Annotated in this window: 17 protein-coding genes; 13 read left to right on the plus strand and 4 right to left on the minus strand. The window is 55.9% G+C overall.

Annotated features, from left to right (window positions below):
* Positions 1 to 88: 88 nt before the first annotated feature.
* Positions 89 to 2,227: a phosphate acetyltransferase gene (pta, locus tag AQ981_RS16090; protein ID WP_058912760.1), complete on the minus strand. Its 2,139-nt coding sequence runs from the start codon at positions 2,225 to 2,227 to the stop codon at positions 89 to 91.
* Between the two features lie 82 nt (positions 2,228 to 2,309).
* Positions 2,310 to 3,512 (minus strand): acetate kinase, encoded by a 1,203-nt coding sequence (gene ackA / locus AQ981_RS16095; RefSeq protein WP_058912761.1) that lies wholly within the window; start codon positions 3,510 to 3,512, stop codon positions 2,310 to 2,312.
* A 339-nt stretch (positions 3,513 to 3,851) separates the two neighbouring features.
* Between ackA and yfbV the strand changes: the two genes are divergently transcribed.
* From yfbV to AQ981_RS16115, 4 genes are all read left to right on the plus strand, one after another.
* The gene (yfbV, locus tag AQ981_RS16100; protein WP_058912762.1) at positions 3,852 to 4,307 is read left to right on the plus strand and encodes a terminus macrodomain insulation protein YfbV; all 456 of its coding nucleotides are present in this window, start codon (positions 3,852 to 3,854) and stop codon (positions 4,305 to 4,307) included.
* 172 nt (positions 4,308 to 4,479) lie between these two features.
* Positions 4,480 to 4,977 (plus strand): YfbU family protein, encoded by a 498-nt coding sequence (locus tag AQ981_RS16105; protein ID WP_058912763.1) that lies wholly within the window; start codon positions 4,480 to 4,482, stop codon positions 4,975 to 4,977.
* The gene (locus AQ981_RS16110) at positions 4,949 to 5,650 is read left to right on the plus strand and encodes a sugar phosphatase (RefSeq protein WP_082683209.1); all 702 of its coding nucleotides are present in this window, start codon (positions 4,949 to 4,951) and stop codon (positions 5,648 to 5,650) included. Before AQ981_RS16105 ends, AQ981_RS16110 begins: the two co-directional genes overlap by 29 nt.
* An 80-nt stretch (positions 5,651 to 5,730) precedes the next feature.
* Positions 5,731 to 7,563: an SLC13 family permease gene (locus AQ981_RS16115; protein WP_058912765.1), complete on the plus strand. Its 1,833-nt coding sequence runs from the start codon at positions 5,731 to 5,733 to the stop codon at positions 7,561 to 7,563.
* 42 nt (positions 7,564 to 7,605) lie between these two features.
* On the opposite strand, the gene yfbR is transcribed toward AQ981_RS16115, so the two are convergent.
* Both yfbR and AQ981_RS16125 read right to left on the minus strand, forming a co-directional pair.
* A complete protein-coding gene (gene yfbR / locus AQ981_RS16120) occupies positions 7,606 to 8,205 on the minus strand; it encodes a 5'-deoxynucleotidase (protein WP_058912766.1) in 600 nt (199 codons plus the stop codon).
* Positions 8,206 to 8,286: 81 nt separating this feature from the next.
* A complete protein-coding gene (locus tag AQ981_RS16125) occupies positions 8,287 to 9,501 on the minus strand; it encodes a pyridoxal phosphate-dependent aminotransferase (RefSeq protein WP_058912767.1) in 1,215 nt (404 codons plus the stop codon).
* An 850-nt stretch (positions 9,502 to 10,351) separates the two neighbouring features.
* Between AQ981_RS16125 and AQ981_RS28150 the strand changes: the two genes are divergently transcribed.
* The 9 genes from AQ981_RS28150 to nuoH all read left to right on the plus strand — a co-directional run bounded on the left by AQ981_RS28150 (position 10,352) and on the right by nuoH (position 20,941).
* On the plus strand, positions 10,352 to 10,525 hold the full coding sequence (locus tag AQ981_RS28150) for a hypothetical protein (protein WP_249226324.1): 174 nt from the start codon (positions 10,352 to 10,354) through the stop codon (positions 10,523 to 10,525).
* A 116-nt stretch (positions 10,526 to 10,641) separates the two neighbouring features.
* The gene (gene lrhA, locus AQ981_RS16130) at positions 10,642 to 11,577 is read left to right on the plus strand and encodes a transcriptional regulator LrhA (protein ID WP_058912768.1); all 936 of its coding nucleotides are present in this window, start codon (positions 10,642 to 10,644) and stop codon (positions 11,575 to 11,577) included.
* A gap of 633 nt (positions 11,578 to 12,210) precedes the next feature.
* Positions 12,211 to 12,657: an NADH-quinone oxidoreductase subunit NuoA gene (gene nuoA / locus AQ981_RS16135; protein ID WP_058912769.1), complete on the plus strand. Its 447-nt coding sequence runs from the start codon at positions 12,211 to 12,213 to the stop codon at positions 12,655 to 12,657.
* Positions 12,658 to 12,672: 15 nt separating this feature from the next.
* On the plus strand, positions 12,673 to 13,347 hold the full coding sequence (gene nuoB / locus AQ981_RS16140; protein WP_058912770.1) for an NADH-quinone oxidoreductase subunit NuoB: 675 nt from the start codon (positions 12,673 to 12,675) through the stop codon (positions 13,345 to 13,347).
* An 89-nt stretch (positions 13,348 to 13,436) separates the two neighbouring features.
* On the plus strand, positions 13,437 to 15,248 hold the full coding sequence (gene nuoC, locus AQ981_RS16145) for an NADH-quinone oxidoreductase subunit C/D (protein WP_121500677.1): 1,812 nt from the start codon (positions 13,437 to 13,439) through the stop codon (positions 15,246 to 15,248).
* Positions 15,249 to 15,250: 2 nt separating this feature from the next.
* Positions 15,251 to 15,751, plus strand: a complete 501-nt coding sequence (gene nuoE, locus AQ981_RS16150) for an NADH-quinone oxidoreductase subunit NuoE (protein WP_058912771.1) — start codon at positions 15,251 to 15,253, stop codon at positions 15,749 to 15,751.
* Positions 15,748 to 17,085: an NADH-quinone oxidoreductase subunit NuoF gene (nuoF, locus tag AQ981_RS16155; RefSeq protein WP_058912772.1), complete on the plus strand. Its 1,338-nt coding sequence runs from the start codon at positions 15,748 to 15,750 to the stop codon at positions 17,083 to 17,085. Before nuoE ends, nuoF begins: the two co-directional genes overlap by 4 nt.
* 155 nt (positions 17,086 to 17,240) lie before the next feature.
* Positions 17,241 to 19,967: an NADH-quinone oxidoreductase subunit NuoG gene (nuoG, locus tag AQ981_RS16160; RefSeq protein WP_058912836.1), complete on the plus strand. Its 2,727-nt coding sequence runs from the start codon at positions 17,241 to 17,243 to the stop codon at positions 19,965 to 19,967.
* On the plus strand, positions 19,964 to 20,941 hold the full coding sequence (gene nuoH, locus AQ981_RS16165) for an NADH-quinone oxidoreductase subunit NuoH (RefSeq protein ID WP_058912773.1): 978 nt from the start codon (positions 19,964 to 19,966) through the stop codon (positions 20,939 to 20,941). Before nuoG ends, nuoH begins: the two co-directional genes overlap by 4 nt.
* The last annotated feature ends 4 nt before the right edge of the window (positions 20,942 to 20,945 follow it).

Genomic DNA, 20,945 nt, shown 5'->3' on the forward strand with positions numbered 1-20,945 from the left:
TGCGCTATTGACTTAGCGTCGCCGTAGCGGCGAAAAAAATGCCGGCGCAGTTGGCACTGGCCGGCATTGATGACCAGCTAAAACCCGCTTACATCTGGGTCGCCTGAATCGCGGTCAGCGCAATGGTGTAGACAATATCGTCTACCAGCGCGCCGCGGGACAGATCGTTCACCGGCTTACGCATGCCCTGTAGCATCGGCCCGATGGAGATCAGGTCGGCGGAACGCTGTACCGCTTTGTAAGTGGTGTTGCCGGTGTTGAGATCCGGGAAGATAAACACCGTGGCGCGACCGGCAACCGGTGAGTCCGGCGCTTTGGATTTCGCCACATCAGCCATCACCGCGGCGTCGTACTGCAGTGGGCCGTCGATCATCAGATCCGGACGTTTCTCCTGGGCCAGACGGGTGGCTTCACGCACTTTCTCGACGTCACTACCCGCGCCGGAGGTACCGGTGGAGTAGGAAAGCATCGCCACGCGCGGCTCAATGCCGAACGCTGCCGCGGAATCCGCTGACTGAATGGCGATTTCCGCCAGTTGCTCCGAGGTCGGATCCGGATTGATGGCGCAGTCGCCGTACACGTAAACCTGTTCCGGCAGCAGCATAAAGAACACCGAGGAGACCAGCGAACTGCCGGGGGCGGTTTTGATCAACTGCAGCGGCGGGCGAATAGTGTTGGCCGTGGTATGAACCGCGCCGGACACCAGACCGTCCACTTCGTCCTGCTCCAGCATCAGGGTGCCGAGCACCACATTGTCTTCCAGCTGTTCGCGGGCGACGGTTTCGGTCATGCCCTTGTTTTTACGCAGTTCGACCAGGCGGGCAACGTAGCTTTCACGCACCACTTCCGGGTCGACGATTTCGATACCGGTACCCAGTTCAACACCCTGGGCCGCCGCAACGCGGGTGATCTCGTCCGGGTTGCCGAGCAGCACACAGGTTGCGATACCGCGCTCGGCGCAGATCGCCGCCGCCTTGACGGTACGCGGCTCGTCGCCTTCCGGCAGCACTACGCGTTTGCCGGCTTTGCGCGCCAGTTCGGTCAACTGGTAGCGGAATGCCGGCGGAGACAGGCGGCGACTGCGTTCGGAAGAGGCGGACAGCGAGTCGATCCATTCGCTGTTGATGTAGCCGGCCACATACTCCTGCACCTTCTCAATACGCTCGTGGTCGTCCACCGGGACTTCCAGATTAAAGCTCTGCAGGCTCAGAGAGGTTTGCCAGGTGTTGGTATTGACCATAAATAACGGCAGGCCGGTGGCGAAAGCGCGTTCGCACAGTTTACCGATACGGGCATCCATTTCGTAACCGCCGGTCAGCAGAATGGCGCCGATCTCCACGCCGTTCATGGCGGCGAGGCAGGCGGCGACCAGTACGTCAGGGCGGTCGGCGGAGGTCACCAGCAGGGAACCCGGGCGGAAATGCTCCAGCATGTGCGGGATGCTGCGCGCGCAGAAGGTCACGGATTTGACGCGGCGGGTTTTGATATCACCTTCGTTAACCACGGTGGCTTTCAGGTGGTGAGCCATATCGATAGCGCGGGTGGCAATCAGATCGAAGCTCCACGGAATACAGCCCAGCAGCGGCAGCGGACTGGCCTGCTGCAGCTTCTGCGGATCGATGTTGACCACTTTGGCTTTCGAAGAGTCATCGAAGATCTCCGACAGATCCGGGCGAGTACGGCCCTGCTCGTCTACCGGCGCGTTCAGCTTATTGATGATAACGCCGGTGATATTGGCGTTTTTAGCGCCGCCGAAGCTGCTGCGGGTCAGTTCAATACGTTCTTTGAGCTGTTCCGGCGTATCGGTGCCCTGGGACATCACAAAAACGATTTCCGCGTTCAGCGTTTTGGCGATTTCGAAGTTCAGGGACTGGGCAAACTGATGTTTACGGGTTGGCACCAGGCCTTCCACCAGCACCACTTCGGCGTCTTTGGTGTTTTCATGGTAGCGAGCGATGATCTCTTCCATCAGCACATCTTTTTGATTGCTGGACAGCAGAGATTCGACGTGGCTCATCTTCAGCGGCTCTGCGGCGGGCAGGGAAGAGTTGTTGCGCACGATAGTGGTCGTCTGATCTGGCGCATCGCCGCCGGAGCGCGGCTGGGCGATGGGCTTAAAGACGCTCAGGCGAACGCCTTTACGTTCCATAGCGCGGATAACCCCGAGGCTGACGCTGGTCAGACCGACGCTGGTTCCGGTAGGAATGAGCATAATTGTACGGGACACGATGTAACCTCTCTCGTTAACGTCAGAACGGTTTCTGGCGTGACGTAAAACAACACCGCCAGCGAGGCTGGCGGTGGAGAAATCAGGCCGTCAGGCGGGATGCGTCCTGAGCGATAACCAGCTCTTCGTTGGTCGGAATGACCATGGCGAGGGTGGTGCCTTCCTTGTTGATAAAGCCGGACTTGCCGAAACGGGCGGCGAGGTTACGTTCATGGTCGACGTCAAAGCCGAGCACGCCCAGTTTGTCCAGCGTCAGCTCGCGCACCATGGCGGCGTTTTCACCGATTCCGCCGGTGAACACGATACCGTCAAGGCGGCCATCCATCAGCGCGGTGTAGGAGCCGATGTATTTGGCCAGACGGTGACAGTAAACATCCATCGCACGCTTCGCGTCGGCTTTGTCGTGGTAGTTATCTTCCACATAGCGGCAGTCGCTGGTCACTTCGGTCAGCCCCTGCAGACCGGACTCTTTGGTCAGCAGCTTGTTGATCGCGTCAACGCTCATGCCCAGAGTATCGTGCAGATGGAAAATAATCGCCGGGTCGAGATCGCCGGAGCGGGTACCCATCACCAGACCTTCCAGCGGGGTCAGACCCATAGAAGTATCGACGCACTGGCCGTTACGGATAGCGGAAACCGAACCGCCGTTGCCCAGATGGCAGGTGATGATGTTAACCTCTTCCACCGGCTTGTTGAGCATTTTGGCCGCTTCCTGGGTCACATAGTAGTGGCTGGTGCCGTGGAAGCCATAGCGACGGATACCGTGTTCTTTATACAGTTTGTACGGCAGGGCATAGAGGTAAGATTCTTCCGGCATGGTCTGGTGGAACGCGGTGTCAAATACCGCCACGTTTTTGGTGGCCAACTGCGGGAATGATTTCAGCGCTTCATCAATACCGATCAGATGCGCCGGGTTGTGCAGCGGAGCGAACGGCGCCGCGTCTTTAATACCCTGAATGACCGACTCATCGATAACCACCGAGCGGGTGTATTTCTCACCGCCGTGAACAATACGATGGCCGATAGCCGTCAGTTGAGCAGACAACGCCGGTTTCTGTGCCAGGATCTTATTAACGATGAAGTTCAGGGCTTCACTGTGGGCTGCGCCGGCGCCCAGTGCGGCTTCTTCTTTGTTGCCGTCCATTTTCCACTTAATGCGCGCTTCCGGCAGGTGGAAACATTCGGCTAAACCAGAAAGGTACTCGTCACCGTTTACTGCATCGATAATAGCGAATTTCAGTGAGGAGCTACCGCAGTTCAGAACCAGTACTAACTTACTCGACATGGAAGTACCTATTTTTGATACGTGGCTAAAAAAACGTCAGTTAGTCTTTCAGCGTAGCGCATGATGACGCTGACATTTATGATTAACATCATCCCTGAACTGCTTTTCAGGCATGATGTAAGAAATACTCATGAGTTTACGCCATTTTGTGTGAATTTCAGACAGCGGCGTTATATGCGATAATTTGACGGCGCATAGATCTTCGGCTACGACCATCTTTTGGCTGGCACAGGATACCCGATCGAGGGCCGCCGTGACAAAATATTTTGAACGTTGTTATCAGTAGTTGTTATCTTGCACAAAAATTTTATTTTTTATATGTGAAGTTGAGGTAAAGCCATGTCGAACTCCCCTGAAGCGCCAGTAAGCTGGTTTAGTCTGTTTCGCAGAGGGCAGCATTACGCGAAGACGTGGCCGATGGAAAAACAGCTGGCCCCGGTATTTATCGAAAATCGCATTATCCGCGCCACCCGTTTCGCTATCCGCTTTATGCCGCCGGTCGCGGTTTTCACTTTAACCTGGCAGATTGCGCTGGGCGGCCAGCTCGGGCCGGCGGTGGCGACGGCGCTGTTTGCCGTCAGTTTGCCGATGCAGGGGCTGTGGTGGTTGGGTAAACGTTCCGTCACGCCGCTGCCGCCTTCGGTGCTGCAGTGGTTTTATGATGTGCGTAGTAAACTGCAGGAGGCAGGCCAGGCGCTGGCGCCGCTGGAGCGCAAGCCGGATTACCAGGCGCTGGCGGATACGCTGAAGAAAGCCTTCCGGCAACTGGATAAAACGTTTCTCGACGATTTGTGAGTTCAGCCGATGGCGGCGTCAGGCAACGCTATTCGCCTCTGATGAGATGCTAACCGGCCGCCAGCCCGCTTGAAGGATCCCCTGTATAAAAGGCATAGTGAAGGCAATTGATTGAGCGCCCCCGTGGCGGTTTTCTTTTTCAGCAGGCCAGGCCTGCCTACAGGAGTCAAAAATGGAAATGACCAATGCCCAGCGTCTGATTTTGTCGAATCAGTACAAAATGATGACCATGCTGGATCCGGATAACGCTGAACGCTATCGTCGCCTGCAGACCATCATTGAGCGTGGCTATGGGTTACAGATGCGCGAGCTGGATCGCGAATTTGGTCAACTGACCGAGGAAACCTGTCGCCAGATCATCGACATTATGGAGATGTATCATGCGTTGCACGTTTCGTGGACCAACCTGAAAGACGCGTCGCAATCCATTGATGAACGCCGCGTCACCTTTCTGGGCTTCGATGCCGCCACGGAAGCCCGTTACCTCGGCTATGTGCGCTTTATGGTTAATATCGAAGGCCGCTACGCGCATTTTGATGCCGGCACCCACGGTTTTAATGCCCAGACGCCCATGTGGGAAAAATACCTGCGCATGCTTAACGCCTGGCATGCCTGCCCGCGTCAGTATCACCTGAGCGCTAATGAAATCAATCAAATCGTTAACGCCTGAGGCGGGGGCAGCCGTGAAGTGTAAAGGTTTTTTATTCGATCTCGACGGGACGCTGGTCGACTCGCTGCCGGTGGTGGAGCGCGCCTGGCGCCAGTTCGCCGATCGGCACGCAATCTCCCATGATGAGCTGCTGGCATTTATCCACGGTAAACAGGCGATAACCTCAATTCGCCATTTTCTTGCCGGTCAGTCCGAAGAGGCTATCCAGCGCGAGTTTCTGGCGCTGGAGAAAGTGGAATCAGAGGATACCGACGGTATTACCGCGCTCCCGGGCGCTATTGCACTGCTCGAAACGCTCAACAGTATTGGGGTGCCGTGGGCGATTGTGACCTCGGGTTCTGTGCCCGTGGCGACCGCGCGCCGCCGCGTCGCTAATCTGCCGATGCCGGAAGTGCTGGTCACCGCCGAGCGCGTTCAGCGCGGTAAGCCGGAGCCGGACGCTTATCTGTTGGGCGCCGAACTGCTGGGGCTCAGTCCGCAGGAGTGCGTGGTGGTGGAGGATGCGCCGGCAGGCGTCGCCTCCGGTCTTGCCGCCGGGTGCCGCGTCATCGCGGTTAATGCGCCCGCGGATACCCCACAGCTTGATAAGGTCGATCTGGTGATCAAACGGCTGGATGAACTGGCGGTTCAAAAATCAGCGAACGGGGATGTCATCATCACTAAAAATCGCTAATCTCATGATTTAGCCCTGCATTGTCAGGGCTTTTTTATGGCATCCTCCTCCTTACCCGTCATCTTAATCAAGGAAGCGTTGTGAACCGTGAACTGATCTGGGTGCTTACCCTGCTGCTCATTGCCGTGGTGTTATTCGCAACCAACAAAATGCGCATGGATGTCGTCGCACTGTTGGTGATCCTTGCTTTTGTGCTCAGCGGAACGCTGACGGTGAATGAAGCGTTTTCCGGTTTCAGCGATCCAAACGTTATTCTGATTGCCGCGCTATTTATCATCGGCGATGGTCTGGTGCGTACCGGCGTGGCCACTAAACTCGGGGCCTGGCTGGTGAGGGTGGCGGGCAGCAGTGAAGTTAAAATGCTGGTGCTGCTGATGGTGACGGTGGCCGGGCTGGGGGCGTTTATGAGTTCCACCGGGGTGGTGGCTATCTTTATTCCGGTGGTGCTTAGCGTATGCGCGCGCATGAAAACCTCTCCTTCACGTCTGATGATGCCGCTCAGCTTTGCCGGCCTTATCAGCGGGATGATGACGCTGGTGGCGACGCCGCCGAACCTGGTGGTCAGCAGCGAGCTGGTGCGCGAAGGGTTAAATGGTTTTTCTTTCTTTAGCGTTACGCCGATCGGGCTGATTATTCTGGTGTTGGGCATCGGCTATATGCTGGTGGCGCGCTATGCCCTGAAGGGCCAGGACGATATGGCCGGTAAGCAGGGGTGGCGGCGCAGTACCTTCCGGGATCTGATTAAAACCTATCGTCTGGCGGGCAGGGCGCGACGCCTGGCGATTCGCCCGGGTTCGCCGATGGTTGGGCGTCGTCTGGACGATCTGAAGCTGCGCGAGCGTTATGGCGCCTATGTTATTGGGGTTGAGCGCTGGCGCCGCTTCCGTAAGGTTATCGTCAATGTTAATGGGGTGACCGAATTCCGCGCCCGGGATGTGTTGCTGATCGATATGTCCGCCTCCGACGTGGATCTGCGCCAGTTCTGTAGCGAGCAGATGCTTGAGCCAATGGTGCTGCGCGGCGAGTATTTCTCCGAGCAGGCGCTGGACGTGGGAATGGCGGAAGTGGCGCTGATCCCTGAGTCGGAACTGACGGGTAAAACGCTGCGACAAATCGGTTTTCGTAGCCGCTATGGTTTGAACGTGGTGGGAATGAAGCGTAATGGCGAAGCCATCTCCGGGGCGCTGGCGGATGAGCCGGTTTTGCTGGGCGATATCCTGCTGGTGGTTGGTGACTGGAAACTGATCAGCCAGTTAGGGCAAAAGAACAGCGATTTTCTGGTGATGAACCTGCCGGTGGAGGAGGGGGAAGCCTCGCCGGCCCACAGCCAGGCGCCGCACGCCATTTTCTGCCTGGCGCTGATGGTGGCGCTGATGCTCACCGATGAGATCCCCAATGCTATTGCCGCGATTATCGCCTGCCTGCTGATGGGTAAATTCCGCTGCGTCAGCGTGGAGAGCGCCTATAAGGCTATCCACTGGCCAAGCATTATTTTGATTGTCGGGATGATGCCTTTTGCGCTGGCACTGCAGAAAACCGGCGGGGTCGATTTAATTGTGCGTGGGCTGATGGATGTGGGCGGCGGACATGGACCGTACATCATGATGGTCTGTCTGTTTGTACTATGCGCCACTATCGGGCTGTTTATCTCTAATACCGCGACGGCGGTGCTGATGGCGCCGATCGCGCTGGCGACGGCGAAAACCATGGGGGTATCCCCGTATCCCTTCGCGATGATTATCGCGATGGCGGCTTCGGCGGCATTTATGACGCCGGTGTCGTCACCGGTCAATACCCTGGTGCTGGGGCCTGGTAATTATAAATTCAGCGATTTCGTTAAGATTGGCGTGCCATTTACCATTATTGTGATGGTGGTGTGCGTGCTGATGGTGCCGCTATTGTTCCCCTTCTGATCTCTGTCGCCAGACCGCCTCGCGCTGAGGCGGTCCGTTTTATCAGAGCGGCGAATCCTGACTAATCTCGTCCAGCGACAGGTGGAAACTGGGTACAAACACGTCCATGAAGTAGTCCATTTCCGGGCTGCGCCGATCGGCCAGGGTTTTTTCCAGCCGGCCTTTGGCGAGCAGAAATTCGTTATTGCCCGCCGATAATTCCTCAAGACATTTCAGGTACGCGCACAGCGCATCAGCCTGTTTGACGAGCGCTTTTTCATCCTCGCTGTACTGCTGCTCATCGATCAGCGGTTCAAAAATATCACGCAGCGCATCCGGTATCATCTCGATCAGTTTTTGCTGGGCGATTTTTTCTATCGCTTTGTATTCATGGGCGATCTGGGTATTAAAATATTTTACCGGCGTGGGTAAATCCCCGGTCAGCACTTCGCTGGCATCGTGGTACATCGCCAGCAGCGCGATACGCTCCGGGCTGACGCTACCGTTAAACAGGCGGTTTTTTATCGCCGCCAACGCATGGGCGACCATGGCGACCTGCAGGCTATGCTCGGAAACATTTTCAGTACGCACATTGCGCATCAGGGGCCAGCGATTGATCAGTTTCAGACGGGAAAGATGGGCGAAAAAATGGCTCTGATTCATGGTGCACTCTGTTTTTACCGCATGGGAAAACTATTGTGCGGCGAGAAGGGGGGAAGATGCAAATTCTTCCCCCGCAGAGCGTTATTGATGGTAACCGGACAGGAAGTTGCCGAATTTACCAATTGCGGCTTCCAGATCGTCGAGCCGCGGCAGGGTCACGATACGCACGTGATCCGGCCATGGCCAGTTGAAGGCGGTGCCCTGGACCAGCAGGACTTTTTCCTGTAGCAGGAAATCCAGCACCATTTTCTGGTCGTCGTGGATATTGAAGCGTTTCGCGTCAATTTTCGGGAACATATACAGCGCGCCCTGGGGTTTCACACAGGAAACGCCGGGAATATCGTTAATCAACTCCCAGGCGCGGTTGCGCTGCTCATAAAGACGGCCGCCGGGGATGATGAACTCACTGATACTTTGATATCCCCCCAGCGCGGTCTGAATGGCGTGCTGAGCGGGAACGTTGGCGCACAGGCGCATTGAGGCGAGCATCTCCAGTCCCTCAATGTAACCTTTGGCGTGTTTTTTCGGTCCGCTCAGCACCATCCAGCCCTGGCGGAAACCCGCCACGCGGTAAGTTTTCGATAATCCGTTAAAGGTGACGGTCAGCAGATCCGGCGCCAGCGCGGCGATTGAGTGGTGCTGCGCGTCGTCGTAAAGGATTTTGTCGTAAATTTCGTCGGCGAAAATGATCAGGTTGTGCTGGCGGGCAATTTCCACGATCTCTTCCAGCAGTTCCCGTGAATACACCGCTCCGGTGGGGTTGTTCGGGTTGATGATGACAATCCCGCGGGTTCTCGGGGTAATTTTGCTGCGGATGTCGTCAAGGTCCGGGAACCAGCCTGCGGATTCGTCGCACAGGTAATGAACCGGCTTACCGCTCGACAGCGCGACCGCCGCGGTCCACAGCGGGTAGTCCGGCGCCGGCACCAGCATTTCGTCGCCGCTGTTCAGCAGCGCCTGCATGGACTGTACGATCAGTTCGGAAACGCCGTTGCCGATATAGATGTCTTCCACGGTCACATCGCGGATATCCCGGGCCTGGTAGTGCTGCATGATGGCTTTGCGGGCCGAGTAGAGCCCTTTTGAATCACAGTAACCCTGGGCGGTAGGCAGATTGCGGATAACGTCCACCAGGATTTCGTCCGGGGCGTCAAAGCCAAACGGCGCCGGGTTGCCGATATTAAGCTTCAGGACTTTATTGCCTTCTTCTTCCAGGCGTTTGGCCTCTTTCAGTACCGGGCCGCGGATGTCATAACAGACATTGTCGAGCTTGCTGGATTTTTCGATAGGAGACATGGATCTTTGACCTTATTGTGTAATTGCTGACTTCCTGCCGTGGAAGCGCATTGTTTTAAATTTACTCCTGTGACGCGAAGTTTTGAAGGTTGGTCAGGAGAAAAGTTGTTATCGGCTAACGAAGGTCGGTAAATTTTAGTGAGGCGATACCGGCTTAAGGGTAAACAGATATTCTGCTATTTTTATTATCCATAATATGATGTTCTGCGGCTGGCGACAGAGAGCGCCGGAAATGAAAAGCAATGAAAGTCAGGAAAATCTTTATCAGTTAATTATTATTGATGGCCGTAATTTACATTAGTAACTATAAACAGTTATCTACGGCTTTTTCGGAATCAATCATTAGCAGAGTTAATGAAATGTAGGGAATATTGGTTATTAATGTAATGAGTGAATGTGAGTGTAACCAGAGATTAGCTTTTATTGCTATGGGTGATGGATGATGTAGAAATTTGACAAAGAAGCAGCCCGGGCACTGAGATAAAAGGAGAATAAGATCAGATTATTCGTATAAAAACTTATCGTTTGATTAAATTTGCGCTAAGATAGCTGGCAAGTGCCCCTGCGGGTTGCGGTAAAACCCGGTGTACGATAAGGATATCCGGTGCGAGTTGAGTTAGCCTCCTCAAAGTATGAAAGGACACCTTCCATCTACTCTCTCCGGGATTCTTTAGATTTTCTTTACACCGAACGGCCATTAGTTAACAGGTAAAGAGGGAAAAAGTTTCCCCGACATTAATTTACAAAAGTGGCCGGATTTTAATTAATCTGACTGGCAGTTCAGAGAGAAAGTTTGTATGTTGGCAGTCGCGGCATATTATTCTCTGTAAGTTCGCAAAGACAATAAAAGTTGCTTGTCAGTAAACAATACGGCGAACGAAATATTGCGCAGGATGCCGTTAAGGCACAAGCAAAAACAGGCTGGATGCATGCTTCAAATGGAATTGCTTTATTTGTTAAAAATACTCTAACAACCCTTCAGGTTACAGAACGGATGCCACGCAGCGGCGCAGACATCCGTTAAAGGCAAAGCGTGGGTCGTCAGCGACGCGCCTGCGGCATGAAGGGATGGCGAGTATAGACACATAGCAACAGTACCGGGGCAGCTCCAGAATGAGCAACCTACGAGTGAATTAAATTATGATTAATGCTAATCGTCCGATACTCAATCTGGATCTTGATCTGCTAAGAACATTCGTCGCCGTGGCCGACTTGAACACTTTTGCCGCCGCCGCCGCCGCGGTATGCCGTACCCAGTCGGCGGTCAGCCAGCAGATGCAGAGGCTGGAACAACTGGTAGGGAAAGAACTGTTTGCCCGCCACGGGCGTAACAAACTCCTGACCGAGCATGGTATTCAACTGCTGGGGTATGCTCGTAAGATCCTGCGCTTCAACGATGAAGCCTGTACCTCCCTGATGTTTAATAACCTGCAGGGGGTGTTGACGATAGGCGCGTCAGATGAATCTGCGGATACCATTCTCCCTTATGTGCTGAATCGCGTAAGTTCCGTTTACCCCAAGCTGGCGCTGGATGTTCGGGTTAAGCGAAATCCGTTTATCATGGAAACGCTCAATCAGCAGGAGGTCGATTTAGTCGTTACAACTGCGAAATCGCCTGGTTCTCAGAGTATTGTGCTGAGGACATCGCCAACACTATGGTACTGTGCCGCGGATTACGTTTTCCTGAACGGGGAGTCTGTGCCGCTGGTGTTGCTGGATGAACCCAGTCCGTATCGCGATATGATTATTGAACACCTCAATGCCGCTAATATTCCCTGGCGCATTTCCTATGTCGCTTCCACGCTGGCCGCCGTACGCGCTGCTGTTAAGGCCGGTCTGGGCGTTACCGCAAGGCCGGTTGAGATGATGAGTCAGGAACTACGGGTGCTGGGGAAGTCCGATGGTCTTCCTTCACTGCCCGATACTCAGTATCTGCTGTGCCGCAGCCCCAGGTGCAACAATGAACTGGCGGAAGCGGTGTTTTTTGCCATGGAGAATACCGAGAGTCCTTACCATTATGTGGCATCAAACGGTGAGGGCGATAAAGGAATGTTAATCGAAGGGGACATTGAATAACCGCCAGATATCATATCGGTAGCAGGTTTTTCCCTTCTCTGTATAGCTGTAAAAAAAGGTCATCCGTGATGAAAAACATTGCGGGTGGCCTTTTTTTGTCGATCAATTACCCTTAGTATGTGAATTCCCGAATGAAACACTCAGTAATTACGAGGTAATCGTCTCATCTGGTGATTTTTTGCCCGAAAATGGCGCCAGGATCGGAGGTGGTAATGTTAAACAAAAATATGAAATGTTGTTTCTTTTTTATATGAATTAACAAAACCGTGTCCTGGATCAAAAAATTACTCCTTCGTGGGGGCAGGAATATACAACATTTCCTGCCAGAATAGGGGGACAAAGGAATGTTCCATGAGGTACGGACACGATTCAACTGGTCAACAATCCCTCTGAAATGAGAGCGATTTCATGACCGGCATGAAATGTTAAACAATTTGAGTTTTTGTAAACTAATGTGTGGTAACTTTTGTCAAAGTTGACAAAAGGTTATGGAAAGGAGTAAAACCCTCAACAAAATTGTTGCCTGTCTGAATTCTGGCGGCGGTTGTTACGGTTTCTCCTCCCTTTGTATCGATGCGGCGTTCACCTGCCAGTCAGAGCAGTGGATACAGCGCCGCTTTTGATGAGTAAGCAATGAGTATGTCTACATCCACTGAAGTTATTGCTCACCACTGGGCGTTCGCTATCTTCTTTATCGTTGCCATTGGTCTGTGTTGCCTGATGCTGGCCGGCGCCTGGTTTCTCGGCGGCAGGGCGCGCGGGCGCCATAAAAATACCCCGTTTGAATCCGGTATTGACTCTGTCGGTACTGCCCGCTTACGTCTCTCCGCCAAGTTTTATCTGGTGGCGATGTTTTTCGTTATCTTCGACGTCGAAGCCCTGTATCTCTATGCGTGGGCAACCTCCATTCGCGAAAGCGGCTGGGTAGGGTTCGTCGAAGCCGCTATTTTCATTTTAGTACTGCTGGCTGGTCTGGTTTATCTGGTACGCATCGGCGCTCTGGACTGGACGCCCGCGCGCTCACGTCGCGAGCTGGTTAACCATGACGCTACCCGCGTTACTAATCGTCATACGCAGTAAAAGCGAGGCAATAAGATGGACTATACGCTCACCCGCATAGATCCCGACGGTGAGAATGACCGTTATCCCCTGCAAAAACAGGAGATTGTGACCGATCCTCTGGAGCAGCACGTACACCGTAGCGTGTACATGGGCAAGCTCGAACATGCCCTGCACGACATGGTGAACTGGGGCCGTAAGAACTCAATCTGGCCGTATAACTTCGGGCTTTCCTGCTGCTACGTGGAGATGGTGACCTCGTTCACCGCCGTGCATGACGTAGCGCGTTTTGGGGCGGAAGTACTGCGCGCCTCGCCGCGCCAGGCGGACCTGATGGTTGTGGCCGGCACCTGCTTTACCAAAATGGCCCCGGTTATTCAGCGTCTTTACGACCAGATGCTGGAGCCGAAGTGGGTGATTTCCATGGGGGCCTGTGCTAATTCCGGCGGGATGTACGATATTTATTCAGTGGTGCAGGGCGTGGACAAATTCATCCCGGTCGATGTGTATATTCCCGGTTGCCCGCCGCGTCCGGAAGCCTATATGCAGGCGCTGATGCTGCTGCAGGAGTCGATTGGCAAAGAGCGCCGCCCGCTCTCCTGGGTGGTTGGCGATCAGGGGGTATACCGCGCCAACATGCAGTCAGAAAAAGAGCGCAAGCGCGGGGAACGCATTGCCGTTACTAACCTGCGAACACCAGACGAAATTTAATATGCGCCTGTGCATCGTGGGCAATCTCTTTGCAAACCAATAAATTATAGCGCGAAGCCACACCGCACAGTCACCAGAAACCATTTGCAATGGTGAACAATATGACCGATTTAACCGCGCAAGAAGCCGCTCAGCCAGCATGGCAGACCCGGGATCATCTTGATGATCCTGTGATTGGCGAATTGCGTAACCGTTTTGGGCCGGATGCCTTTACCATTCAGGCTACCCGCACCGGATTTCCGGTGGTGTGGGTGAAGCGTGAGCAATTGCTGGAAGTCGGCGATTTCCTGCGCAAACTCCCGAAACCGTATTCGATGCTGTTCGATCTGCACGGGATGGATGAGCGTCTGCGCACCCACCGCGCCGGGCTGCCGGCGGCAGATTTCTCTGTTTTCTATCACCTGATTTCCGTTGAACGCAACCGCGACATCATGCTGAAGGTGGCGCTGGCGGAAAACGATCTCAACGTGTCGACCTTTACCTCCCTGTTTCCTAACGCTAACTGGTACGAGCGTGAGACCTGGGAGATGTTCGGCATTACGTTTAAAGGCCATCCTCACCTGACGCGTCTTCTGATGCCGCCGACCTGGGAAGGACACCCGCTGCGTAAAGACTACCCGGCGCGCGCCACCGAATTCGATCCGTTTGTCCTGACGAAGCAGAAAGAAGATCTGGAAATGGAGGCGTTGACCTTCAAACCAGAAGACTGGGGGATGAAGCGCAGCAGTGAAAATGAGGACTTCATGTTCCTCAACCTCGGGCCGAACCATCCATCCTCCCACGGGGCATTTCGTATCATTCTGCAGCTTGATGGCGAAGAGATTGTCGACTGCGTACCGGATATCGGCTATCACCACCGCGGCGCTGAGAAAATGGGTGAGCGCCAGTCCTGGCACAGCTACATTCCCTACACTGACCGTATCGAATACCTCGGCGGCTGCGTCAATGAAATGCCGTATGTGCTGGCCGTAGAAAAGCTGGCGGGCATTGTGGTGCCGGAGCGCGTGGATGTTATTCGCGTCATGCTTTCCGAACTGTTCCGTATTAACAGCCACCTGTTGTACATCTCGACGTTCATTCAGGACGTCGGCGCCATGACGCCGGTGTTTTTTGCCTTTACCGACCGGCAAAAAATTTACGACGTAGTGGAGGCCATCACCGGTTTCCGTATGCATCCGGCATGGTTCCGCATTGGCGGCGTGGCGCACGATCTGCCGAAAGGCTGGGATAAACTGCTACGTGATTTTCTCGACTGGATGCCGAAGCGCCTGGACTCTTACGAGAAGGCCGCGCTGCGCAATACCATTCTGAAAGGCCGTTCTCAGGGCGTTGCCGCCTACACGGCGAAAGAGGCGCTGGAGTGGGGCTGTACCGGCGCGGCATTGCGCGCGACCGGGATTGATTTCGACGTGCGTAAAGTTCGCCCGTATTCCGGCTACCAGAACTTTGACTTTGAAGTACCGGTGGGCGGCGGCGTCAGCGACTGCTATACCCGCGTGATGCTGAAAGTAGAAGAGCTGCGCCAGAGTCTGCGCATTCTTGAGCAGTGCCTCAATAATATGCCGGAAGGCCCATTCAAAGCGGATCATCCGCTGACCACGCCGCCGCCGAAAGAGCGCACGCTGCAGCATATTGAAACCCTGATCACCCACTTCCTACAGGTGTCCTGGGGCCCGGTAATGCCGGCTAACGAATCCTTCCAGATGGTTGAGGCAACCAAAGGGATCAACAGTTACTACCTGACCAGCGACGGTAGCACCATGAGTTACCGTACCCGTATCCGCACTCCGAGTTATGCGCATTTGCAGCAGATCCCGGCCGTGGTGCGCGGCAGCCTGGTGTCTGACCTGATAGTCCATCTGGGTAGTATCGATTTTGTTATGTCTGATGTGGATCGCTAATTATGCACGAGAATCAACAACCACAAACCGAGGCTTTTGAGCTGAGTGCGGCCGAGCGTGAGGCGATTGAACACGAGAAGCACCACTACGAAGACCCGCGTGCGGCGTCCATTGAAGCGCTGAAGATCGTTCAGAAACAGCGTGGCTGGGTGCCGGACGGCGCCATCAACGCCATTGCCCAGGTACTGGGGATCCCCGCCAGCGATGTGGAAGGGGTGGCGACATTCTACAGCCAGATCTTCCGCCAGCCGGTTGGCCGCCACGTTATTCGCTACTGCGACAGCGTGGTGTGTCATATCACCGGTTACCAGGGGATCCAGTCCGCTATCGAAAGCCATTTAAAGATTAAACCGGGTCAAACCACGTTTGACGGCCGCTTTACGCTGCTGCCGACCTGCTGTCTGGGTAACTGCGACAAAGGGCCAACCATGATGATTGATGAGGATACCCACAGTCATCTGACCCCGGAAGCGATTCCTGAACTTCTGGAGCAGTACAAATGAAAACCATAACTCGTACTGCCGAGACTCACCCGCTTACCTGGCGTCTGCGCGACGATAAACAACCGGTATGGCTGGATGAGTATCGCAGTAAAAACGGCTATGAAGGGGCGCGTAAAGCTCTGACCGGCATGGAGCCGGACGCCGTGGTCAACGCGGTGAAGGACGCCGGGCTGAAAGGGCGCGGCGGGGCGGGCTTTTCCACCGGCCTGAAGTGGAGCCTGATGCCGAAAGACGAATCCATGAATATCCGTTACCTGCTGTGTAACGCCGATGAGATGGAGCCGGGCACCTATAAAGACCGTCTGCTGATGGAACAACTGCCGCACCTGCTGGTGGAAGGTATGCTGATTGGCGCCTTCGCCCTGAAAGCGTATCGCGGCTATATCTTCCTGCGTGGCGAATATATTGAGGCGGCCGACCATCTGCGCCGCGCCATTGCCGAAGCCACAGAGGCCGGGCTGCTGGGCAAAAACATTCTTGGTACCGGTTTTGACTTTGAACTGTTTGTCCACACCGGGGCCGGCCGCTATATCTGCGGCGAAGAAACCGCGCTGATCAACTCGCTGGAAGGGCGGCGCGCTAATCCGCGCTCCAAACCGCCGTTCCCGGCCTCCTCCGGCGCATGGGGTAAACCCACCTGCGTCAACAACGTGGAAACCCTGTGTAATGTTCCGGCGATCATCGCTAACGGTGTGGAGTGGTACCAGAACATTTCGCAAAGTAAAGATGCCGGCACCAAGCTGATGGGCTTCTCAGGCCGGGTGAAAAATCCGGGCCTCTGGGAGCTGCCGTTCGGTACCACCGCCCGGGAAATCCTTGAAGATTACGCCGGCGGTATGCGCGACGGACTGAAGTTTAAAGCCTGGCAGCCGGGCGGCGCCGGAACTGATTTTCTCACCGAAGCGCATCTCGATCTGCCGATGGAGTTCGAAAGCATCGGTAAGGCCGGGAGTCGACTGGGCACCGCGCTGGCCATGGCCGTGGATCACGAAATAGGTATGGTTTCGCTGGTGCGCAACCTGGAAGAGTTCTTCGCCCGTGAATCCTGCGGCTGGTGTACTCCGTGTCGCGATGGCCTGCCGTGGAGCGTGAAAATCTTGCGCGCCATTGAGCGTGGCGAAGGGCAGCCCGGGGATATCGAAACCCTGGAGCAACTGTGCCGCTTCCTCGGGCCGGGCAAGACCTTCTGCGCGCACGCGCCGGGGGCCGTCGAACCGCTGCAGAGTGCGATTAAATATTTCCGCGAAGAATTCGAAGCGGGCATTAAACAGCCGTTCAGCAATACCCATGCCATTAATGGTATTCAGCCGAACCTGTTGAAAACGCGCTGGTGATGCCCGCCGCCCGCCTGATGAGCATAACGGCGGGACGGTGATAAAAGAATTTTGATTAATGCCCGAAAAGTAACATTACCATTCACGCTGCGGCAGCGCATGCCGCCCGGCGTGAACGGTACAAGTTATTCGGGCCAACTGGAAGCATGCTGACTATGGCAACGATTCATGTAGACGGCAAAGAGTATGAAGTCAATGGGGCAGACAACCTGCTGGAGGCGTGCCTCTCCCTTGGGCTTGATATTCCTTACTTTTGCTGGCATCCGGCGCTGGGGAGCGTTGGGGCCTGCCGCCAGTGTGCGGTAAAGCAATACCAGAACGCGGAAGATACCCGCGGCCGCCTGGTGATGTCCTGTATGACCCCGGCGTCAGACGGTACGTATATCTCCATTGATGATGCGGAAGCGAAACAGTTCCGCGAAAGCGTCGTGGAGTGGTTGATGACCAACCATCCTCACGACTGCCCGGTATGCGAAGAGGGCGGCAACTGCCACCTGCAGGATATGACCGTCATGACCGGTCACAGTTTCCGCCGCTACCGTTTTACCAAACGTACCCACCGCAATCAGGATCTGGGGCCGTTTATCTCCCATGAGATGAACCGCTGCATCGCCTGCTACCGCTGCGTGCGTTACTACAAAGATTATGCCGACGGCACCGATCTCGGGGTTTACGGCGCTCATGACAACGTCTACTTCGGGCGTCCGGAAGATGGCACGCTTGAGAGCGAGTTTTCCGGCAACCTGGTGGAAATTTGTCCGACCGGGGTGTTTACCGATAAAACGCACTCTGAACGCTACAACCGTAAATGGGATATGCAGTTTGCGCCGAGCATCTGCCAGCAGTGTTCTATCGGCTGTAACACCAGTCCCGGCGAACGCTATGGTGAGCTACGCCGCATTGAAAACCGCTATAACGGTACCGTGAACCACTACTTCCTGTGCGATCGCGGCCGCTTCGGTTACGGCTATGTCAATCTTAAAGATCGCCCGCGTCAGCCGATTCAGCGCCGCGGCGACGATCTGATCCACCTCAACGCCGAACAGGCGATGCAGGGGGCGGCGGATATTCTGCGTCAGTCGAAGAAAGTGATCGGTATCGGCTCGCCGCGCGCCAGCGTCGAGAGCAACTTCGCGCTGCGCGAGCTGGTCGGAGCGGAAAACTTCTATACCGGGATTGCCGCCGGCGAGCAGGAGCGTCTGCAACTGATGCTGAAAGTGCTGCGCGAAAGCGGGGTGCATACTCCGGCGCTGCGCGACATCGAATCCTATGACGCGGTGCTGATCCTCGGCGAAGACATCACCCAGACCGGTGCCCGGGTGGCGCTGGCGGTGCGTCAGGCAGTGAAAGGCAAGGCCCGTGAAATGGCCGCCGCCCAGAAAGTGGCGGACTGGCAGATTGCCGCCATTATGAACATCGGTCAGCGCGCCAAACATCCGCTGTTTGTGACCAACGTCGACAGTACTCGTCTCGACGACATCGCCGCCTGGACTTACCGGGCGCCGGTGGAAGACCAGGCGCGCCTCGGATTTGCCATTGCCCACGCTCTGGATAACAACGCCCCGGCGGTTGACGACCTGAGCCGCGATCTGCAGGGCAAAGTGGATGTTATCGTGCAGGCGCTGGCGGGAGCCAAAAAACCGCTGATTATCTCCGGCACTAACGCCGGCAGTACTGCGGTGCTGCAGGCAGCGGCAAACGTCGCCAAAGCTCTGAAAGGGCGCGGCGCTGACGTAGGCATCACCATGGTCGCCCGGGCGGTAAACAGCGTCGGGCTTGGTATGATCGGCGGCGGTTCGCTTGATGCCGCGCTGGCCGAACTGGAAAGCGGCGCCGCGGATGCGGTTATCGTGCTGGAAAACGATTTGCATCGCCACGCCTCTGCGGCGCGGGTCGATGCCGCGCTGGCCAAAGCGCCGCTGGTGATGGTGATTGACCATCAGCGCACAGCGATTATGGAAAACGCGCATCTGGTGCTGTCCGCCGCCAGCTTCGCGGAAAGCGATGGTACGGTGATCAACAACGAAGGGCGCGCCCAGCGTTTCTTCCAGGTCTTCGATCCGGGCTATTACGACAGTAAGGCGGTGATGCTGGAGAGCTGGCGCTGGCTGCATTCGCTGCACAGCACCGTGGAAAACCGCGAGGTGGACTGGACCCAGCTCGATCATGTGATCGACGCCTGTATCGCCAGACTGCCGCAACTGGCAGGTATTAAAGATGCCGCGCCGGACGCCGCGTTCCGTATTCGCGGTCAGAAACTGTCCCGTGAACCGCACCGCTACAGCGGCCGTACGGCGATGCGCGCGAATATCAGCGTTCATGAGCCGCGCCAGCCGCAGGATAAAGACACCATGTTCGCCTTCTCGATGGAAGGTAACAACCAGCCGGATGCGCCGCGTTCACAAATCCCGTTCGCCTGGGCGCCGGGCTGGAACTCGCCGCAGGCGTGGAACAAATTCCAGGCGGAAGTGGGCGGCCATCTGCGCCACGGAGATCCCGGAGTGCGCCTGATCGAAGCCGCTGGCGGCGGGCTGGATTACTTCTCAGACGTGCCCGGCCATTTCCAGGCCGCGGAAGGCCAGTGGCGCATCGCGCCTTATTACCACCTGTTCGGCAGCGACGAGATGTCCCAGCGTTCGCCGGTCTTCCAGAGCCGTATGCCGCAGCCGTATCTGCGTCTGAACCCGGCGGATGCCGCCCGTCTGGGCGTTAACGCCGGCGCCAGAGTCTCCTTCAGCTATGAAGGGCAGACTGTGGTGCTGCCGCTGGAAATCTCCGGGGGGTTGACGGCAGGGCAGGTCGGATTACCGATGGGGATGCCGGGCATTGCCCCGGTGCTGGCCGGCGCCTGTCTCGATAATCTGCAGGAGGCTGCGCAATGAGTTGGTTAACACCGGATGTGATCGACATCCTGCTGAGCGTGCTGAAAGCGATTGTTATTCTGCTGGTGGTGGTCACCTGCGGGGCATTCATGAGCTTCGGCGAGCGCCGTCTGCTGGGTCTGTTCCAGAACCGCTACGGACCGAACCGCGTTGGCTGGGGCGGCTCGCTCCAGCTGGTGGCGGACATGATCAAAATGTTCTTCAAGGAGGACTGGGTACCGCGCTTCTCTGATCGCGTGGTATTCACCCTGGCGCCGATGATCGCCTTTACCTCGCTGCTGCTGGCGTTCGCGATTGTGCCGGTCAGCCCGAGCTGGGTGGTTGCCGATCTGAATATCGGCATCCTGTTCTTCCTGATGCTGGCCGGGCTGGCGGTTTACGCGGTGCTGTTCGCCGGCTGGTCCAGTAACAACAAATACTCCCTGCTGGGCGCGATGCGCGCTTCGGCGCAGACCCTGAGCTACGAAGTGTTCCTCGGTCTGTCGCTGATGGGCGTGGTGGCGCAGGCCGGCTCCTTTAATATGGCGGCTATCGTTGATAACCAGGCGCATCTGTGGAACGTCATTCCGCAGTTCTTCGGGTTTGTCACCTTTGCTATCGCCGGCGTGGCGGTGTGTCACCGTCACCCGTTCGACCAGCCGGAAGCGGAGCAGGAGCTGGCCGATGGTTACCACATTGAATACTCCGGGATGAAGTTCGGGCTGTTCTTTGTCGGGGAATATATCGGGATTGTGACCGTGTCCGCGCTGATTGTGACGTTGTTCTTCGGCGGCTGGCATGGCCCGTGGTTACCGCCCTTCATCTGGTTCGCGCTGAAAACCGCGTTCTTCATGATGATGTTCATTTTGATTCGCGCTTCATTGCCGCGTCCGCGTTATGACCAGGTAATGTCCTTCGGCTGGAAAGTGTGCCTGCCGCTGACGCTGGTCAATCTGTTGGTGACGGCGGCTGTCATTCTCTGGCAGGCGCAATAAGGGG

It is taken from the genome of Entomohabitans teleogrylli (assembly GCF_001484765.1).
GTDB classification, from domain to species: Bacteria; Pseudomonadota; Gammaproteobacteria; order Enterobacterales; family Enterobacteriaceae; genus Entomohabitans; species Entomohabitans teleogrylli.